General features: G+C 56.4%; 14 protein-coding genes and 1 pseudogene. 4 read left to right on the forward strand and 11 right to left on the reverse strand.

The genetic code is table 11. The features are described 5' to 3' along the window. The first annotated feature begins 69 nt into the window (after positions 1-69). From GS605_RS08795 to GS605_RS08805, 3 genes are read left to right on the forward strand one after another with little or no spacing between them, the layout of a single operon-like run. Entirely contained in the window at positions 70-738 is a 669-nt protein-coding gene (locus GS605_RS08795; RefSeq protein WP_171636003.1) for a response regulator transcription factor, read from the forward strand. Continuing rightward, entirely contained in the window at positions 728-2,095 is a 1,368-nt protein-coding gene (locus tag GS605_RS08800; RefSeq protein ID WP_171723732.1) for a sensor histidine kinase, read from the forward strand. Before GS605_RS08795 ends, GS605_RS08800 begins: the two co-directional genes overlap by 11 nt. Continuing rightward, on the forward strand, positions 2,074-3,081 hold the full coding sequence (locus tag GS605_RS08805) for an ABC transporter substrate-binding protein (protein WP_171723733.1): 1,008 nt from the start codon (positions 2,074-2,076) through the stop codon (positions 3,079-3,081). Before GS605_RS08800 ends, GS605_RS08805 begins: the two co-directional genes overlap by 22 nt. An 11-nt stretch (positions 3,082-3,092) precedes the next feature. On the opposite strand, the gene GS605_RS08810 is transcribed toward GS605_RS08805, so the two are convergent. The 3 genes from GS605_RS08810 to GS605_RS08820 all read right to left on the reverse strand — a co-directional run bounded on the left by GS605_RS08810 (position 3,093) and on the right by GS605_RS08820 (position 7,379). Beyond that, positions 3,093-4,409 carry an HlyD family type I secretion periplasmic adaptor subunit gene (locus tag GS605_RS08810; RefSeq protein WP_171723734.1) on the reverse strand — a complete coding sequence of 439 codons (1,317 nt, stop codon included), beginning with the start codon at positions 4,407-4,409 and terminating at the stop codon, positions 3,093-3,095. Further along, positions 4,409-6,148 carry a type I secretion system permease/ATPase gene (locus GS605_RS08815; RefSeq protein WP_371807741.1) on the reverse strand — a complete coding sequence of 580 codons (1,740 nt, stop codon included), beginning with the start codon at positions 6,146-6,148 and terminating at the stop codon, positions 4,409-4,411. The genes GS605_RS08810 and GS605_RS08815 overlap by 1 nt, the downstream gene beginning before the upstream one ends. Before the next feature lie 211 nt (positions 6,149-6,359). Further along, complete coding sequence (locus GS605_RS08820; protein WP_371807742.1) at positions 6,360-7,379, reverse strand: AbrB family transcriptional regulator; 1,020 nt, start codon at positions 7,377-7,379, stop codon at positions 6,360-6,362. A gap of 170 nt (positions 7,380-7,549) precedes the next feature. Between GS605_RS08820 and GS605_RS08825 the strand changes: the two genes are divergently transcribed. Next, on the forward strand, positions 7,550-8,182 hold the full coding sequence (locus tag GS605_RS08825; RefSeq protein ID WP_348539517.1) for a GntR family transcriptional regulator: 633 nt from the start codon (positions 7,550-7,552) through the stop codon (positions 8,180-8,182). Positions 8,183-8,547: 365 nt separating this feature from the next. Here GS605_RS08825 and GS605_RS08830 read toward each other — a convergent pair whose 3' ends face one another. The 8 genes and pseudogenes from GS605_RS08830 to GS605_RS08860 all read right to left on the reverse strand — a co-directional run bounded on the left by GS605_RS08830 (position 8,548) and on the right by GS605_RS08860 (position 18,334). Further along, on the reverse strand, positions 8,548-10,977 hold the full coding sequence (locus tag GS605_RS08830) for a M10 family metallopeptidase C-terminal domain-containing protein (RefSeq protein WP_253283271.1): 2,430 nt from the start codon (positions 10,975-10,977) through the stop codon (positions 8,548-8,550). 30 nt (positions 10,978-11,007) lie between these two features. Then, positions 11,008-11,448, reverse strand: a pseudogene (locus GS605_RS21240) (matrixin family metalloprotease); the annotation flags it as partial. 476 nt (positions 11,449-11,924) lie between these two features. Continuing rightward, positions 11,925-13,424, reverse strand: a complete 1,500-nt coding sequence (locus GS605_RS08835) for a mannitol dehydrogenase family protein (protein ID WP_171723736.1) — start codon at positions 13,422-13,424, stop codon at positions 11,925-11,927. Then, positions 13,424-14,197 (reverse strand): L-iditol 2-dehydrogenase, encoded by a 774-nt coding sequence (locus GS605_RS08840; RefSeq protein ID WP_171723737.1) that lies wholly within the window; start codon positions 14,195-14,197, stop codon positions 13,424-13,426. Before GS605_RS08840 ends, GS605_RS08835 begins: the two co-directional genes overlap by 1 nt. Beyond that, a complete protein-coding gene (locus GS605_RS08845) occupies positions 14,194-15,198 on the reverse strand; it encodes an ABC transporter ATP-binding protein (protein WP_152460302.1) in 1,005 nt (334 codons plus the stop codon). Before GS605_RS08845 ends, GS605_RS08840 begins: the two co-directional genes overlap by 4 nt. A 12-nt stretch (positions 15,199-15,210) precedes the next feature. Beyond that, entirely contained in the window at positions 15,211-16,041 is an 831-nt protein-coding gene (locus GS605_RS08850) for a carbohydrate ABC transporter permease (protein WP_152460301.1), read from the reverse strand. Between the two features lie 12 nt (positions 16,042-16,053). Further along, positions 16,054-16,920 carry a carbohydrate ABC transporter permease gene (locus GS605_RS08855; RefSeq protein WP_171636017.1) on the reverse strand — a complete coding sequence of 289 codons (867 nt, stop codon included), beginning with the start codon at positions 16,918-16,920 and terminating at the stop codon, positions 16,054-16,056. Between the two features lie 109 nt (positions 16,921-17,029). Continuing rightward, positions 17,030-18,334: a sugar ABC transporter substrate-binding protein gene (locus GS605_RS08860; RefSeq protein ID WP_171636019.1), complete on the reverse strand. Its 1,305-nt coding sequence runs from the start codon at positions 18,332-18,334 to the stop codon at positions 17,030-17,032. Positions 18,335-18,415 lie beyond the last annotated feature (81 nt).

Raw genomic sequence — 18,415 nt, forward strand, 5'->3', positions numbered from 1 at the left:
AGATTGGGTGGAACAAAAACACATCAACCTGACATCAACCTGTCACGCAGAAAAAATAGCAAAAATCCCATGAAATTCCTCCTTGTGGAAGACAATCTTGATCTGGCGAACGCCATCTGTTCGCGCATGAGGTTAGACGGCCATGTGGTTGATCATGCGTCTAAATTGGACGAGGCGACTGCCTTTACCGAAACTCAGGAATACGACCTTATTCTGTTGGATATCATGTTGCCGGATGGGGACGGGCGCGACTTTCTCAAACGGCATCGCGCAGGTCATCTGGACACCCCCGTGATCGTTTTGACCGCACGCAGCCAGGTTTCGGATCGAATCGGTTCGCTGGATCTGGGGGCCGACGACTATGTTACCAAACCGTTCGACCACGCCGAACTCGAGGCCCGCTGCCGGGCCGTTCTGCGTCGCAAATCCGGGAATTCACGGACAACGATTGAAGTGGGCGGAATAGTCTTTGATCCATTGGCAGGCCATCTGACCGTAGGGGATGAGACTGTTTCGTTGCGCAACCGGGAGCTGCGCCTACTGGAACTGTTCATCAGCGCGCCTGGTCAGGTTTTTTCGAAACAGAAACTGACCGACCGGCTTTTTTCATATGATGACGATGTCTCGGACAATGCAATCGAGGTTTACGTTGGCCGCCTTCGTAAACATCTTGAAGCGTCGGACCTGAAGATCACCACGCTTCGCGGTCTTGGATACAGGCTGGATCATGCCTCCTGATCCTTATGTGTCAGGATCGCTTCGGAACAGGCTGGTCCTGACTTTGATCGGCGGTGCCGCTATATTGGCGTTTCTTCTGTTTATCGCAGTTCGCAACTATGCCGCACAGGTCGCGCAACAAGGGCAAGACAACATCCTGGGGGCGTCGGTCACCTCAATTCTGGACGCAGCCGCCTTGCGCGACGGTCAGTTGGAGGTTGATATTCCCTATGCAGCTTTCGCCATGCTCAGCACACCGTCCGACGACCGGGTTTTTTACGCGATTTTTCAGGATGGCGCGTTTTTGTCAGGTTATGAAGATCTGCCGCCGGCCACAGGGCAATTCGACGGCAAGTGGAGCTTTCAAACCAGTCGGATACGGGGTGAAACCATACGTCAGGTCAGTGCTCGGCGAACGCTGGTGGGCCTGAACAAACAAACCGTCATCGAGGTCGCGTTGGGCCAAACGCAGGACGCGCTTGCGGAAACTCTGGACCAGATTTCACGCAACGCGGCGATTTTGGGCATCGGGTTCTTTGCTCTTGCCGCTGCGCTGTCATTCTGGGCCACCTCGTCCACGATTGGCCAATTGAACAGGCTTACGACCTCTGTCACCCGGCGCGGTCCGCAGGACCTGAGCCCATTCAAAAAGCCCGTACCCCGCGAAATGGCGCCTTTGGTGGCGTCGTTGAACTCTTTGATGGGGCGACTCGATCAGTCACTGAGCCAATCGGAGGATTTCATCGCCGAAGCGGCCCACCGGGTGCGCACCCCTTTGGCAACCGTTCGATCTTATGCCGATGCCACGTTGCAGAGGGTTGAAAAGGAAGAAAATCGCGAAGCATTGCGCTCAATGGTGCGGGCGATTGATGAAAGCTCGCGCGCGGCGGGGCAATTGCTGGATCATGCGATGATCACGTTCCGCGCCGATCATCTGGAACGCGAAGACATTGATCTCAATGCTTTGGTCCGTGATCTGGTGCAGCGTCTCACGCCAATCGCCGAGATGAAGGACTTGTCGCTTTCCCTGAGTGGCGATCCAAAGGTTTCCTACTCGGGTGATCCGATTCTTATTCAAAACGCTGTGCGCAACATGATCGACAACGCTCTGAAATATGCCCCTGCCGACAGTGTCGTACGCATCGAGGTCGTTTCGGAGCCACGCATTCAGATAATTGTCAAAGACCGTGGGCCGGGGTTTCCTCCTGACGAGATCGGCACTTTGACGCGCCGTTTCGAGCGCGGGAAGAACGCAAGCGGAACCATCGGATCCGGATTGGGCCTTACAATCGTTCAGGACGTTGCATCTGCACATGGTGGCACACTGGAATTGACCAATCGACAGGGGGGCGGCGCGTGCGTTATCTTATCGCTTTGATTATCTTCAGTCTTCCTGTCGTTGCTGCCGCCCAAACCTGGGAGGACAGGCAGGTTTTCAACGCCTCGGCGGATGAGGCGCATCTACGCGTGATCTCAAGCACGGACACCTTTCTGTTCGAACCCTTGATTGCGGGTTTCATCGAAGAAAACCCCGGTATCTCTGTCGAATACCTGGTGACCGGCACCGCAGATATTGACCGAATAGTCCGCGCCGCGCCGGAAGACTTCGATGTCGTCATATCCAGCGCGATGGACCTGCAACTGAAGCTGGCAAACGACGGTTTTGGGCGTATCATCGACGACATACCGCTGCCATCCTGGGCGCAATGGCATCAAAGCCTTTTCGCGTTCACATCGGAACCGGCGACAATCGTAATTAACCGCGCGGCCTTTGCTGGCGGCCCCATCCCCGAGACCCGGCAACAACTGATTGAAATCCTTCGTTTGCGTCCCGATGATTTCAGGGGCCGTGTGGGCACCTATGACATCCGTCAATCCGGTCTGGGATATTTGTTCGCAACGCAGGATGCCCGCGCGTCCGAGACGTATTGGCGGCTTATGGAGGTGATGGGTGGATTGGACGTACGCCTGTACTGTTGTTCGGCGGATATGATCGATGACCTCGTCAAAGGTGAGATTGCAGTGGCTTACAACGTTCTGGGCAGCTATGCCGAAGCCCGCGCTGGAAGCAAGGACACGGTGGAAATCATTCTGCCGTCGGATTTCCAGACGACCATGATGCGCACGGCCATGGTTCTGAATGGCACCCCTCAACCGGACGCGGCCACGTCTTTTCTCAAACACCTGATTTCCAACCAAACCAAACGGGTAGGCGACCCCGTTACCTTGCCGCCCTTGGCCCCACACGAAACTGGCACCGATCGGGAAACGATTGGGCTGGACCCAGGGCTCATGACATTTCTGGACAGGCTGAAACGCCGCCGTTTTTTGGCTGAATGGGAAAACGCGGTCATCCAGCGATAACCGCGTCCGCATCATTCGCGAAACGCGCGGTTGAAGTAGTCTGCCATCGGTTTCACAAGATAGGACAACGGCGTGCGTTCGTCGGTCTTGATCAATGTCTCAACCGGCATACCCGGCAAAAGTTCCTGGCCATTGAGCCGGTCTATCTCACCGTCATTCAGCACCACTTCGGCGCGGTAAAAGGTGAAACCGGACTGTTCATCCGTGAACGTGTCCGCCGAGACGTTGTTGACCTGTCCTTCAAGTTCGGGCGTTTCGCGTTGATTGAACGCAGGAAAGCGCAGGGCAACGGATTGCCCGACATGCAACTGATCCACATGGATCGCATCCACCCGCGCTGCGACCAACAGCGGCGTGTCCTGCGGAACCACATACATCATGGGTTCACCCGGCTGAATGACCGATTGCAGGGCAAAGACCTGACTGCCGTAAACCGTTCCGCTGACAGGTGCGCGAATTTCAAGCCTGGCCAGACGTTCCGCCAGGGACAAACGTCGTTCCCACAGCTCTGCCACCTGCGCCTGAACGTCCCGCAAAGTGGTGATCGCTTCTTCCCGCCGGGTCGCGGTCAGTTCGACAATCTTGATCTCGGTTGATGCAATCTGTCCTTTAAGGCGCGCAACGGAGGCTTCCAGTTTGCCGATTTCGCCTGTCAGACTGGCTTCTTCGCGTTGCAGCGCCAGCACGCGGCTGTTTTGTGTCAGACCCCTGCTCAACAGGCTTTGCTGATCCTTCAACTCCGCCTCGATCAACTCTGTCTGGCGGCGCAACGAGACCAACTGAGCCTGCGTGCCTGCGATCTCGCTTTCTATCTGAACCAACTGTTTGCGCAGTTGTTCGTCCTGCTTGGACAGCGTTTCCAACCGGGCATCGAACAGGTTCTGTTGCCCTGCAATCAGGTCCGGATCGATATCGTATTCTTTTTGAACCTCAGCCAGGCGCGCCGCCAATTCTTCGGATGTCAGGCCATCCCGCTCGGCCTCCAGCCGGGCCCGGCGGGCCAAAAGATCAAAGAGTTGAGATTCTACAATCGTCTGTTCCGAAGACAGAAATGTGTCATCCAACCGCAAAAGCAAATCGCCCGAGGCAACCGTATCACCGTCGCGCACGAAAATCTCGCCAACCACGCCGCCGTCAGGATGTTCAACGACCTGACGGTTGCTTTGAACTTCGATGACACCCGAAGATACAATCGCCCCGGCCAGCCGCGTTTTCACGGCCCAAAGGCCCAACCCGCCGACCAGAATGCCAAGGGCAAGAAATCCCACCAACGCAGGTATTTTGATGCCCCAGACGGGGACGGGTGTCTTGGTTGATTTTTTCGCCATTATTCACCTACGGGGCTAAGCTTGCGCTTAATCGCGCCCGCATTCTGGACCATTGCGTTCAGAACCTCATCGCGACTGCCAAACCTCACCACCTGGCCTTTTTCCACAACAGCAAGATCGTCACATTCCGAAATAGCCTGCGGGCGGTGCGTCATGATGATGGCAGCCTTTCCCGCTTCCTTGAGGCCGCGCACGGCAGCATTCAAAGCTTCGGTGCCATCTGCGTCGAGGGCCGAGTTCGGCTCGTCCAAAATGAGAAGGACCGGGTCGCCATACAGCGCTCGGGCCAGCGCAATACGCTGTTTCTGGCCGCCCGACAACTGACTGTCATTGCCTTCAAGAAAGGTGCCGTAACCCTTTTCCAATGACAGAATCAGTTCGTGTGCCTTGGCCTTCTTGGCCGCCGCCACCACCGCTTCTGAATCCGGGTTTTCCGACATCCGTGCAATATTCTCAGCAACGGTTCCGTTGAACAGGGTCACCTGCTGCGGCAAGTATCCTATGTGGCTGCCCAGATCGTTGGGATCGTATTGGTCCAACGTGGCGCCGCCCAACCGGATCTCGCCAGCTGCCGGTCTCCAAAGCCCAAGCAGAGCCTTGGCCAGGGTCGTTTTGCCCGACCCACTTTTGCCGATCACACCAAGCGCCTTTCCCGGCTCCAGTTTCAGGTTCACATTTCGCAAGGTTGGCGCAGAAGCACCCGGAGGGATTACCGTCAGGGATTTGGCTTCCAACTGGGATTTTGGGATCGGCAAACGAATCCGCTGTTCCTCTGGCGGTGTCTGGTCCAGAAACCGGTTCAGCGAATTCCAGGCCGTGCGGGCCCGTTCGACCAAACTCCATTGGCCGACAGCCTGTTCCACCGGGGCCAAAGCCCGTCCCAAGAGAATCGAGCCCGCAATCATCGCCCCGGGCGTCATTTCGTTTTGCAATACCAACCACGCGCCCAAAGCCAGCATGGCAGATTGCAGAAAAAGCCGAAGCGATTTCGTCAGCGACGTGAAGCTACCAGTCCAGTCACTAGCGGAAATGCTTTGACGCAAAGCTTCGGAACGCTGGTTCAACCACCGCCGGGTCACGTCCGCCTGCATTCCCTGAGAGCGCACTACCTCTGCTGCTTGCCTTGCGTGTTCGGAAAAGGCATTCGCCCGCGCCGCCGCGGATTGTGCTTCGGCCACCTTGCGACTGGTCAGGGCCTGGTTGAGCAATGCGATCAGCACAAGCAGCACGCCACTTGCAACGGCCAACCAGCCAAGCAGAGGATGAAAAATGAAAATCGCCCCCAGGAAGACAGGCGTCCACGGGATATCCATAATTGCAAGCAGCACGGGCGAAGAGCACAAGGTGCGAATGGTCTCGAGATCCCGCAATGCAGTCGCCGGAGCCGATCGCACCTGGGGCACCAGAGACCGGCGCATCGTGGCTTCGAAAACGCGCTCATCCAGCTGCGACTGGAACCGTGCACCAAAGCGGGCAACGATGCGACCGCGCGCATAATCCAGCATGGCCATCAGCGCATAAAGCAAAGCGACAAGCAAAAACAGTGCGGTCAGAGTTTCAACTGCCCGAGAACCAAGAACCCGATCATATACTTGCAGCATGAACAGCGGACCTGTCAGCATGAGTAGGTTGACGAAGATGCTGAACAAAAACGCCAAGGCCAGAAAGGCAATGCCCTGATTGCGCACGTTGCGCAATTCATGGCGAGGGGCCGCTGATAGGCGGTGTTGAGGTTTCACAGTTTACATTCCACATCATTCGGACCGGCATCGCCGCATTTAGAAAGTTAGTTCAGCATTGCCAAGTTTGCACATGTTTTTTTGAGCAAGAAACCGCAGACAGCGGGATGGAAGAAGCACTTTTTGGCCAATGCCACAAAGAATGTTTTAACCTTTGAACGCGGTGCTTCCGGCGCGCGGAAACTATGCGGTCGCGGCCCAAAACATCTGGCTAATTCCGAGGTCTGGAGCAGCGCAAGATCAGGTTAGCGGCGACGGGCGCGCCGATGATGACCAGCACGATCCGCGTTAGGTGATGGCTGATTACAAAGCCCAGATCAGCGCCCGAGACGATGGCCAGAACCGTCATTTCGGCCTGCCCCCCCGGTGCGAAAGCCAGAAAGGCTTCGACGGGCCGCCCCAAACCAAGAGACGTGACAATGGCAGTGAAACCTGCTGCCAGAACTGCAAGTACGAAAACATATGCAACGCCCGCAGCAACAACCCGGCGCAGCTCCCCCCAGGTTACGCCAACAAATTTTTCTCCAATCGCGCAACCGATGAAAAACTGCGCGACTAGCACGGCTTCGCGCGGCGGGCGAGAATGAATGAAATCCCCCAACGACAAAGCCGCCGTTAGGATCATCGGCCCAAGGATGGATGCGCCGAAAAGCCCTATTCTCTCTCCGCCTTTCCAGCCGATGAAAGCCGCCAGAACCATCAGCAGCAGTTCATGAACAGGAAGCTCACGCGCCGGCTGTCCTATGGGATTGGTGAGTTCCGCATCGTAGAAAAGCGTCAGGAACAACGGCGCCAAAGTGACGATGATCAACACGCGCGTACCGTGGATCAGGGAAAGGGTTCTTGGGTCGGCTCCGGCTTCGGCGCCGAAAATGATCATGTCCTGCAAACCGCCCGGCATCGCTGCGTAAAATGCGGTTTTTTCGTCAAATCCCCAGATTTTTCGAAAAAACGGCACACCAACAAAAGCAATCAGGATTATGAAGACGGGAACCAGCATGATCGATGTGACCATCTTGGGCAGTTCGACGAAAAGTGCCGGCGTGATCGAGGCACCGACTGCTACGCCCAGAATCGTTCTGGCGGCAACGGAAATCTGCCCAAACCCTTGCATTGGCGCCTGGGCAAGCGCGGCGATCAGGCAAGCTGCCATGGGGCCGAACAAGAACGGCAGCGGCAGGTCCAAAACCCAAAAGACCGCTGTGCCAAGCACTGCAATTCCAAACGTCACCGACCTTTTCACAAGGGGGGAAGGGTGGTTCTTCAAGATGAGCAAAACCTGAATTCCATTGCCATTGACCCGTAATGTGTTCAACTGTATTCCTTTGGATACAAAGTGCAAGCAAGAACATGATGACCTTTCAGGACGACTCAATTCAGCCAGGCCCCCAAGGCAATTCCGTGTATCAACGGTTGCTGGACGAGATTCGCGAAGGGGCGCTTTTGCCCGGCGATCGCTTGAGAGAGATTGACCAGTCCAATCGGTTGGGCGTCAGCCGAACTCCTGTGCGCGAAGCGATCCGACAGCTCGAGACGGATGGGCTTGTCACGCATGTGCCAAGGCAGGGCGCAACGGTCCGAAGCCTGAGTTATGCCGAGGTAATGGAGCTTTATGAGATGCGTGCCGTGCTTGAAGGCACTGCGGCCCGTCTGGCGGCCCGAGCCGCGTCAGATATCGAATTGGACGAACTTGAGGTTCTGAACGACCAACTTGCCCAGGCAGGTACGGGGCCAGAGGCCGCCCGGATCAACAGGGTATTTCACGCCACCCTGTTGGATGTGGCCAAAAACCGGTTTCTGGCGAAATCCATGCTTTCATTGCAAAAAGCGCTGCTGATACTCGGACCGTCGCAACTGTTGGACAATGAACGGGCGGATGCCGCAGTCGCGGAACACAGGCGCATTATGGCAGCCCTCAAGTCGCGTGATAGTGCTGCCGCCGAGATGGAAATGCGAGCACATATTCAAGCCGGCCAGAGGATGCGCATTCGCGCCCTTCAGGAGCGCGACCGCACAGCCGATCAGGACCAATAGGACCAACGGATTATTCCTCCTAGAAACGTTGCCTAGAATATCACCGTGATCGATGGCGGCAGTTCGCGCGGCACCCTATGGGTTTTGGACGTTGCCAGACCCGCCTGGAAACTCCGGTGCTGCCTTGCTGGCGGCAGGGTGTGTTGCCGCGGCTCCGCTCTGGCAAAAGCCCGACCCAAATCCTGGCGATCCGTCCGCTTGGGCTGGCGTTTTTGCTTTCGTCCAGCTGTTAGGTTCGACAGAGCTGACAACGCGGGCCCGGAAGCCCGGAGCACTGATCGAAATCGCAAGCCTAAGCAGCGAACTACGCCAGAAACTGCACCGTCAGTTTGACAGAACGGGCCGCCTCCAGCGCCAATGCACATCTATATCCAAAAGCTGTCTTCTTCCAAAAGGGGCATCAGTGCCGGGCTGATCTCGTCACCCTCGACGTCAACATTGCCACTCGGAACGGCGGCCAATGCGTCTTCGGAAACGGAAAACGCTGTGTCCTGAGCCTGATGCAAGCTCACCAGCGTGTAGACGTCTTCTGCGTCTTCGGGCGCCTCAAGATCAGGGGCGAACTTCAGATAATCGACCGTTTCATCCCAATCGGTCTCTCCCAATACTTCTTTCTGATCGCCTTCCGAAAGCCGAGCGAGCTTGGGCAATTGGTACCCCACAGTTCCACTGCCATCGATATCAAAACCATAGAAGGATTCGACCGCCACCACGTCAGCGACGGTGTTGGAACTGACATATACACCATTGGAATCCGTGACCCATTCACCGTAGGACCCATCCGCATTCTTCCACAGCACCCGGTAGCCGCCACCTGAAGCCTCGGCGTGAATGGCCTGCCAGCCGGAGAAGCTGTTCGGTCCGACGGTGGCGTTGTTGAATGTCAGCTTGGTGGTGCCGCCAATCAGATATTCACCTTGGGTTGTCGCCCCCAGCGTCGTCGCGCCGCTGGATTCAATGCTGATTGTTCCATGCCCCGTCAGCCCGTCATTGTTCAGGTCAACGCCATAAAAGACCTCTACATCCGCAACATTGCTGATTGTTGTGCTGCTCTGGAATTCACCGGCCGCATTCGTCGTCCATTCACCGTAGGACCCGTCCGAGTTCTTCCACAACACCCGATAGCCGCCACCGGATGCCTCGGCCTGAATGGCCTGCCAGCCCGCGAAGCTGCCAGGACCGGCATTAACCTGGTTGAGCGTCAAGTCGATGGTGCCGCCGATTACATATGCGCCATTGGTTGACGATCCCAGCGTCGTGGAACCGTTGGATTCGATGCTGGTCGTGATATGGCCGATTTGCCCATCATTGTTCAGATTTGCGCCATAGAAGACCTCGACATCCCTAACGTCGTCTATGATGCGGCTGCTGACAAAACGACCACTGGCATCCGTCACCCATTCCCCAAACGTGCCATCCACGTTTTTCCAGAGCACTTTGTAACCGCCGCCCGAAGCCTCGGCCTGAATGGCCTGCCAGCCGGGAATACTGCCCGGGCCGGCTTTGACACCGTTGAGGGTCAGTTCAATGGTGCCGTTAATCAAATACGAACCCAGGCTTGACGAAACGAGCGTCGTGGAGCCGTTGGTTTCAACCGTGACCGTACCATGCCCCGTCAGCCCGTCATTGTTCAAATCAGCGCCATAGAAGGTCTCAACATCAGCCACGTTGCTGATGCTGCTGCTGCTGAGGAACTGACCATTGGCATTTACGGTCCATTCCCCGTACGTCCCATCCACGTTTTTCCACAGCACTTTGTAACCGCCGCCCGAAGCCTCGGCGTGAATGGCCTGCCAGCCGGCGATCGTGTTTTGACCAACAGCCTGACCATTAAATACCAGCGTCACGTTCGAGCTGCCTGCATCCAGAACGTAAATGCCCTGACTTGCATGTTTCAGTGTGGTGCCGGTCGTCTCGATATCCGAAAGCTGCATGGCAGCTTCGATATTCGAACGAGTATACGCCTGTGATCCATTCAGGAACTGAATGGCCTCGACGTCATCTTCCACCGTGAAGGTGATACGTGAAACGGCATCGACAAATTCGTATTTCGTGCCGTTTTTAATGAACAGATAGCTGCTGATGGCGCTGACAAATCGGACTGTGTCAGTACCGCTTCCTCCGGAAAACGAGCCGGCATTGTTGGTCACAATGGCCCAATCGTCGCCCTGGCCGCCGAAAACCTGGTCTGCACCGGAACCGTTCGCCAGATAAATGGTGTCGTTCCCCAAACCGCCATAAACGGTGTTGTTGTTGGTTCCGTCGGACACTGAATAGATTTTGTCGTGACCATGGTTGCCATTCAGAACGTTCTGAGCGGTATTCCCGACGATCACGTCGTCACCGGTCCCACCGATCGCGTTTTCAATCACAACGCCATGCGCGATTGTAAAGCCGCCCTTTATACCCTCTGCGTAAGACACTACGCCGCCGCCGGTCTCGGAATAATCCAGTGTTGCGGCCCGCAAGTCGATCCGCGCCTTCGAACTGCCGACATGCTGGATGGTATCGTTTCCACCAGTATCCCAAATAGACTGATAGCCGGTACCCGCGACGTTTGCCCAAGGAAGCGTGTAGGTATTATTGGCAGAGTTGTGGCTGGTATTGGCGCCATACATCGCCTGCAACGCAGCAATGTCCAGTGCGCCGAGCCCAGTTGAACCACCATAAGTCGCGTTGACAGAGAGAATTCCGTTCTTTTCGGTCCAGCCATCATTATACGACATCACCGTGTAGACACCCTGATTCAGGCTGCCGGTCCCGAAAGAGTCAAATGGCGATGTAACGCCATTCATCACGGTTGTACCCAAACCGGTGTCGTGGGGATGACCCAATCCCAGCGCATGGCCCAGTTCGTGGAGCAACGTAGTAAAGAAAAACCCGCCCGGATCGCCGTTTCCATTTGTTCCGGCAGTCCAGTAAGCGGTGTTGAAAGCGCCTACGGAGGGACCACTTGATGGCGTATAGTGGTAGCCAAGCGTTCTGGGATTTGAAAAAAAACTTGTGGGCGCAATAACTTCAACCAAGTCGGCGGAAGCGCTGCCGGATTCGACAAAAGTCACATTTGCGACGGCCTCGATGGCAGAAAGAGCCGCTCGGAATTCCGCCTTGTATTCGGCAGTCCACGCTTGTGTGCCCGCGTATTGTTCGAAGTGGTAAGAAATTGTGGTGGTCGAAGGATTGCCGTCAACGTAGGCAACATAACCTTGTATTGGACTGAGCGGCGAAGAAGCGGAAGGTCTTGGTATTATAGTCGTAGTTGCCATTGCTCAGCCCTGTACCTCGGAAGATTAGATTGCACTCGGATGCACGCTCAAATTGTTCTTTTTATGACAAACTACTATGCACCGATCTTTTTGAAACAGCAGGTGCACAATGTTTCAAATGACACTTTCTTTCAACGGCAGAACCGTCTCATAAGTGCAACAGAAACCCGTGTTCCTTGGCTGAACCGGGCATCTGCGGCCGTTTAGGGTTTAGGCATTCTGCCAAGTATTTTTTCATTTTTTTGGACCCGTTCTCGGAGCTTTTGATCCGGTGGCAAACTTTCGCTTATTCCATGGACTCTGTAGTGGGGATTTGCCCAAGGCGGTGAACCGGTCAGAACCGCCGAGGGTAACATCCATGCCATTTTCGGCAGATTGCAGGCCCTATTTGCGCCAACGTCAGACAAAGCTCCAAGGGCCAGATACCGGACCGCATAGGCACCGAGCGAACTGAGCCTCGTGAATGATCTGTTACGTTAACCGTTCGCGACATACTCAGCAATGGCGGCCCGGCTGCCACGCTGCCATATCAGGGTCAGCCAGCGGGCAAAGGCGCTGGAAAACTGTGTACTGATCCCAAAGTCACCGCTGTAGAACCCCTGTTCCAGCCAAAGCTCAGGATCAGTTTTGGACGCTTTTGCGGTGCGGTTCAGGCTTTCCCACTGGGGATCATTGGGAGTGATCTCGGAGCCATCCTCACGAATACCCGCACACATCCGGCACCAGAACGCTTCGGCGAGAGCGAGCCCGTTTGCAGAAGACCCTGATGTAAATGCATCGCGGAGCGACGGTAGCAAAAATCCGGGATGTCTTGCCGATCCGTCGAATGCAACCCTGCGTGTGGTGTCGTGAATCGCCGTGTTTGCAAATCGGCTCTCGATCAACTCAAGGTACTCATTTGCAGTGGTCTCGGGAACCGCTTCGACATGCGGAAGGATTTCTTCGACCTGCACTTTTCGAAAAAACGCCACGATGTCCGGGTCCTTCATGCAGTCGGCAATCGTCGAAACATTCATTATTTCTCCGACATTTGCCAACAGTTGATGACCTCCGTTCAAAATGCGCAACTTCATGGTCTCGTAACCATGGACGTTGTTGGTCAGTATTGCTCCGACGTTTTCGAGGGGCGGACGCCCGGCGCAGAAGGCATCCTCGATGACCCATTGGCGAAAGTTCTCATGCGAGACGGGCGCTCTGTCATCGACGCCAAGGGCGCGGCATTGCGATACCAATTGGTCGGTGGTCGCTGGTACGATGCAATCCACCATCGAGTTGGGAAACGCGCCATGCCTGTCGATCCAGTCGGCCAGTTCCGAGTCGGACATGCGCGCCAATCCCACAACACAGTTTCGCAAAATCGTTCCGTTGCCCTGAAGATTGTCGCAGCTGAGCGCCGTGAACGGGGTCAACCCCTCGGCGCGCCGTCGTCTGAGTGCCGCAACCATCGCGCCGAAGGCCGTACGGGGCTGATTGAGGTTTTCGGCGTCATGACGGATATCTGCGTGATCGAAATCGAATGCGCCGCTGTTGGCATCCAGAAAATACCCCCCCTCGGTAACAGTCAGCGAAACGATCCGGGTGGCCGGATCTGCCATCGCGTGGATGAGGGCAGCGTTGTTTTCTTCGATCGGCAGGTAGTCGATCATCGGGCCAACCACCTCGGCGGACATTCCGTTTGGCCCTAACTCGATCAGCGTTGTGAGGCAATCCTGCGCCAGCAATCGTTCTCGCATGACAGCGTCATAGCTTCGCACACCCGCTCCGACGATTGCCCAGTCATGGGCCAGCCCCTGCTGCATGAGCTTGTGAACATACCAGGCCTGATGCGCGCGATGGAAATTACCCAATCCAATATGAACGATGCCCGGCGTCAGATCCGAACGTTCGTACATCGGGGTCTTCACGGTGGTTGGTAGCTTGGACAGGCTCTCTTGCCGCAGCCGTGTCGGAGATTTTGCGTTCGCCACAGGGTCCATCAGCTCATCCAATTTCCGCCGTCGACGTTGTAAGTCTGGGCGACGATGTACCTGGCCTCATCAGAGGCCAGAAAAACCGCCATGCCTGTAAGGTCTTCCGCGCGCCCCATGCGGCCATATGGAACAGCTGCCGCCACTTCGCGCTTCTTCTGGCCAAGGGGCTTGCCTTCGTGTTTTGCAAAAAAGGCGTCCACACCATCCCAGTGTTCGCCATCGACGACACCGGGGGCAATCGCGTTTACATTGATCCCATGAGAAATCAGGTCCAGCCCCGCCGATTGGGTCAGGGATATGATCGCCGCCTTGCTGGCGCAGTAGACAGCGACCAACGGTTCACCCCTTCGCCCGGCCTGCGAGGCCATATTGATAATTCGGCCTTTGGTTCCGTGCTCGATCATATGTTTGGCGACGGCCTGCATCGTAAACAGCGCGCCCGCGACGTTGATGTCAAAAACGCGATTGTAGTCGGCGCGCTCGATCTCGACGATTGGTGCGGCGGTGAAGATGGCCGCGTTGTTGATCAGAATGTCGATTGGGCCGAATTGCGTCGCGGTTTTGGCTATGGCCCTATCGATGCTCTGCTGGTCGGTCACGTCCATTTCGACAGCGAAAGCTGCCGCGCCAATTCCAGCGACCGCGTCCTGCGCGCGCTGGATGTCGATGTCGGCGACGGCGACCCGTGCGCCCTCTGCCACATAGGCCTTGGCAAATGCCAATCCAATGCCCCGCGCAGCCCCTGTGATCAGGGCGGTTTTGCCCGTTAGACGTTTCATTCGATCCGCAGACCGTCTGCGTCAAATCTGTGGATCACATCGGCGCGTGGGGTCAGATGTATGCGATCCCCATGGCGGAAACCAACCTCGCCATCGGCACGAACGGTGATTGTCTCGGCCAGTCCGGTGTCGTGGACGTGGAAAAATGTGTCCGAACCAAGATGTTCAGAGACGCTGACGCGCCCGGACCATTCTCCTTCGGAGTCCGACACCGCGATGTGTTCCGGTCGAATGCCGATCGTTTGTGCGCCATGCTTTGCCGCTTCGGGCCCTTCGATGAAGTTCATCTTGGGCGAACCAATGAACCCCGCAACAAACAGGTTGCGTGGCGTTCTGTACAGTTCCAGTGGGCTGCCAACCTGTTCGATCACGCCAGCCTGGAGCACAACGATCTTGTCCGCCATGGTCATGGCTTCGACCTGATCGTGGGTGACGTAGATCATCGTTGTCGCGAGGCGTTCATGCAGCTCGCTTATCTCCAACCGCATGCCCACCCGCAACGCTGCGTCGAGGTTTGAAAGCGGTTCATCGAACAGGAACGCGGCCGGTTCACGAACGATAGCCCTACCAATGGCGACGCGCTGTCGCTGACCGCCGGACAACTGGCCCGGGCGGCGATCCAGGTAATCGGTCAGGTTCAGGACACTGGCCGCGCCCTCAACCCGCTTGTCGATTTCAGCCTGATCCAGTTTCGCCATGCGCAGCGGAAATGCGATGTTCTTGCGAACGGTCATATGCGGGTAAAGCGCATAGGACTGGAACACCATTGCCAGCCCTCGCTTGGCGGGCGGCACGTCTGTTGCGTCTGCTCCATCGATTTCTATGTGGCCACTGGTGATGTCTTCCAGCCCGGCGATCAGGCGCAGCAGCGTGGATTTGCCACAGCCCGAAGGGCCGACGAAAACGGTGAACTCGCCATCTTCGATGGTCAGGTCCAGCGGAGGGATGACCTGAACGTCGCCGAAGCTTTTGGTCACGGACTTGAGTTGTATGCGTCCCATGAGGAATGCTCCTTATTTCACAGCGCCGAAGGTCAGGCCGCGGACAAGTTGTTTCTGGCTGAACCAGCCAAGGATCAGGATGGGTGCAATTGCCATGGTCGAGGCCGCGCTGAGCTTGGCAAAGAACAGGCCCTCGGGGCTGGAATAGCTGGCGATGAAGGCCGTGAGCGGTGCCGCGTCAACAGCGGTCAGATTGAGGGTCCAGAATGCCTCGTTCCACGCAAGGATAAAGTTCAGCAGGACGGTCGAAGCGATGCCGGGAATGGCCATGGGGGTTAGGACATAGAGGATTTCCTCTTTCAGCGTCGCCCCATCCATCCGTGCGGCTTCCAGAATTTCACCCGGAATTTCGCGGAAATAGGTGTAAAGCATCCAGACGATGATCGGCAGGTTGATCAGCATCAGCACCACGACCAACCCTCCGCGCGTATCCAGAAGGCCCAGTTGGATGAACAGCAAGTAGATCGGGTACAGCACACCTACGGCCGGCAACATCTTGGTGGACAGCATCCACAACAGGATGTCCTTGGTTCGTTTGGACGGAACAAACGCCATCGCCCAGGCGGCGGGCACGGCGATGATCACGCCCAGCATGGTCGACCCACCGGCGATGATCACCGAATTCCACAGAAACCGCATATAGTCCGAGCGTTCCTGCACGATGGCGTAGTTTTCCAGCGTCCAGTCAAAGTTTAGGAACAACGGAGGGCTGGCAATGGCCTGCGCTTCGGTTTTGAAGCTGGTCAGGATCGTCCAGAGGATCGGGAAGAAAATCAGCAGTCCCACGGCCCAGGCAAGGGCGGTGTTCAGCGATTTGCGTCGGGATGTGACAGCGCGGGCCATGGGTTTTCCTCCTCACGCGTCCAGGTTCTTGCCGACGATGCGCATCAGGAAGATCGCAACGATATTGGCAAGGATGATTGCGTAGACACCTCCGGCTGATCCGAGACCAACATTCTGGCTCTCCAGCACACGCTGGAAGATCAGGTAGGTGAGTGTACGGGTACCGAATGCGCCGCCGGTGGTCACGAAGATCTCGGCGAAGATCGACAACAGGAATATTGTCTGGATTAGGATTACGATGGTGATCGCGCGGCTCAGATGCGGCAGAATGATGTGGTAGAAGCGCTTCAGAACCGGTGCGCCATCCATTTCGGCTGCTTCCAGTTGCTCGCTGTCCAGCGACTGAATTGCGGTCAACAGGATCAGCGTTGCAAAGGGCAGCCATTGCCACGAAACGATCATGATGATCGAGGTCATCGACGCCTCGGACAACCACGAGATCGGCTCGGCCCCGAAAAAACGCCACAGATGGGCCAGCAAACCATTGACCGGGTCCATGAACATATTCTTCCACACCAGCGCAGACACGGTGGGCATCACGAAGAACGGCGCGATGACAAGGATACGGACAATGCCTTGCCCCCACATCGGCTGATCCAGCAGCATGGCGAGCAGAATTCCGAGAATGACGGTTATGATCAGAACACCGCCAACAATGACCAGTGTTGCCTGAACCGCGGGCCAGAATGTACTGGACGAGACAAAGCGGACGTAGTTGTCGAACCCGACCCAGCCCAGATCACCCCCGCGCAGAGGCAGATATTTTTTGAAAGAAAAGTACAGCGTCATCGTCAATGGCACGAGCATCCAGCCAAGCAGCAGGACCACTGCGGGTGCCATCATCAGGCGAGCAACGGATCGGGAGTGTTGAGTAGCCATTTCGCAAACCCTCTCTGTTCAGGCGTAACTCAGCCTGCGAGAAAAACGCGAGTTGTGGAAGCGGAGAGAGCAGGGGACAGATCACCTGTCCCCTACTGTGAGGGATGCCTCAGTACCCTGCGGCTTCCATTTCTTCAGCTGTAAAGGCCTGCGCCTTTTCAAGCGCTTCATCTACAGTCTGCTGTCCGGCATAAACCGCCGAGAATTCCTGACTGACCTGTGTGGCAATGCCCGCGAATTCCGGGATCGCAACGAACTGGATGCCAGTATAGGGTGTTGGCTTGGCACAGCAGTTCTGCGGGTCGGCCAACAGGATCGACTCGAGCGTCATCTTGGCGAACGGAATGTCCTTGTAGTTCGCGTTCTCATAAAGCGAGGTGCGCGCGCCCGGAGGGACATTGGCCCAACCTTCGTTTTCCGCCACCAGTTCGATGTAATCCTTTGAGGTCGCCCATTCGATGAACTGCTTGGCTGCATCCTCTTTCTGGGTTCCCGCCGGAATGGCCAGTGCCCAGGCCCACAGCCAGTTGGCGCGCTTGTCGACGCCTTCCGAATTTGGTGCCAGAGCAAACCCGACCTTGTCCGCGACAGTTGAATCATCCGGATTTGTCACGAAGGACGCCGCAACAGTGGCGTCGATCCACATCCCGCACTTGCCCTGCTGGAACAGCGAAAGGTTTTCGTTGAAGCCGTTGGTCGCGTAACCGGCAGGGCCGGATTCATTCATCATGTCGACAAAAAAGGTCAGCGCCTCTTTCCATTCGGGCTGATCAAACTGAGGTGTCCAATCTTCATCAAACCATCGTGCACCAAAGGAATTCGCGGTCACAGTGATAAAGGCACCGCCTTCACCCCAGCCCGCCTTGCCGCGCAGGCAGATGCCGTTGATGTCGTTGTCACGGTCCGTCATCGCAGCCGCCGCCTCGCGGATGAACTGCCATGTTGGCGCCTCAGGCATCTCCATCCCGGCCTTTTCCATCAGGTCGGTGCGATACATGATCATCGAGCTTTCGCCATAGAACGGTGCTGCATACAGCGTGCCGTCATGGCTCAGGCCACCCGCCATCGCAGGAAGCAGGTCGCCGACATCATATTCCTCAGACAGCCCATCCAAAGGAACCAACCAGCCATTTGCGCCCCAGATCGGCGTTTCGTACATGCCGATGGTCATGATATCGAACTGACCGCCCTTGGTGGTGATGTCGGTGGTAACACGCTGACGCAGGACGTTTTCCTCCAGCGTCACCCATTCCACGTCGATACCAGTCGCCTCGGTGAAATTGTCGGTATAGCCCTGCATCCGGATCATGTCGCCATTATTGACGGTTGCGATCGTGATCGTTTCTGCATGGGCCGCGGCCGTTGCGACAAAGGTCAATGCCGTCGCCGCACGAAGTGCATTCTTCAAATACATCCTTGTCCTCCCTGAGCTTGGATGCCGTACTCGGAAAGTAGTGCGTAATTTGTCGCGGCGTCAATAAAAACTTTACGCGCG

Origin of the sequence: Ruegeria sp. HKCCD7559 (assembly GCF_013110575.1) — a bacterium.
Classification (GTDB): Bacteria; Pseudomonadota; Alphaproteobacteria; order Rhodobacterales; family Rhodobacteraceae; genus Ruegeria.

What these genes read in the sequence shown, in the direction of transcription:
- GS605_RS08845 (WP_152460302.1), bottom strand. Translation starts at nt 15,198, where the DNA reads ATGGGACGCATACAACTCAAGTCCGTGACCAAAAGCTTCGGCGACGTT.
- GS605_RS08810 (WP_171723734.1), bottom strand. Translation starts at nt 4,409, where the DNA reads ATGGCGAAAAAATCAACCAAGACACCCGTCCCCGTCTGGGGCATCAAA.
- GS605_RS08840 (WP_171723737.1), bottom strand. Translation starts at nt 14,197, where the DNA reads ATGAAACGTCTAACGGGCAAAACCGCCCTGATCACAGGGGCTGCGCGG.
- GS605_RS08795 (WP_171636003.1), top strand. Translation starts at nt 70, where the DNA reads ATGAAATTCCTCCTTGTGGAAGACAATCTTGATCTGGCGAACGCCATC.
- GS605_RS08800 (WP_171723732.1), top strand. Translation starts at nt 728, where the DNA reads ATGCCTCCTGATCCTTATGTGTCAGGATCGCTTCGGAACAGGCTGGTC.
- GS605_RS08860 (WP_171636019.1), bottom strand. Translation starts at nt 18,334, where the DNA reads ATGTATTTGAAGAATGCACTTCGTGCGGCGACGGCATTGACCTTTGTC.
- GS605_RS08855 (WP_171636017.1), bottom strand. Translation starts at nt 16,920, where the DNA reads ATGGCTACTCAACACTCCCGATCCGTTGCTCGCCTGATGATGGCACCC.
- GS605_RS08830 (WP_253283271.1), bottom strand. Translation starts at nt 10,977, where the DNA reads ATGAATGGCGTTACATCGCCATTTGACTCTTTCGGGACCGGCAGCCTG.
- GS605_RS08850 (WP_152460301.1), bottom strand. Translation starts at nt 16,041, where the DNA reads ATGGCCCGCGCTGTCACATCCCGACGCAAATCGCTGAACACCGCCCTT.
- GS605_RS08835 (WP_171723736.1), bottom strand. Translation starts at nt 13,424, where the DNA reads ATGGACCCTGTGGCGAACGCAAAATCTCCGACACGGCTGCGGCAAGAG.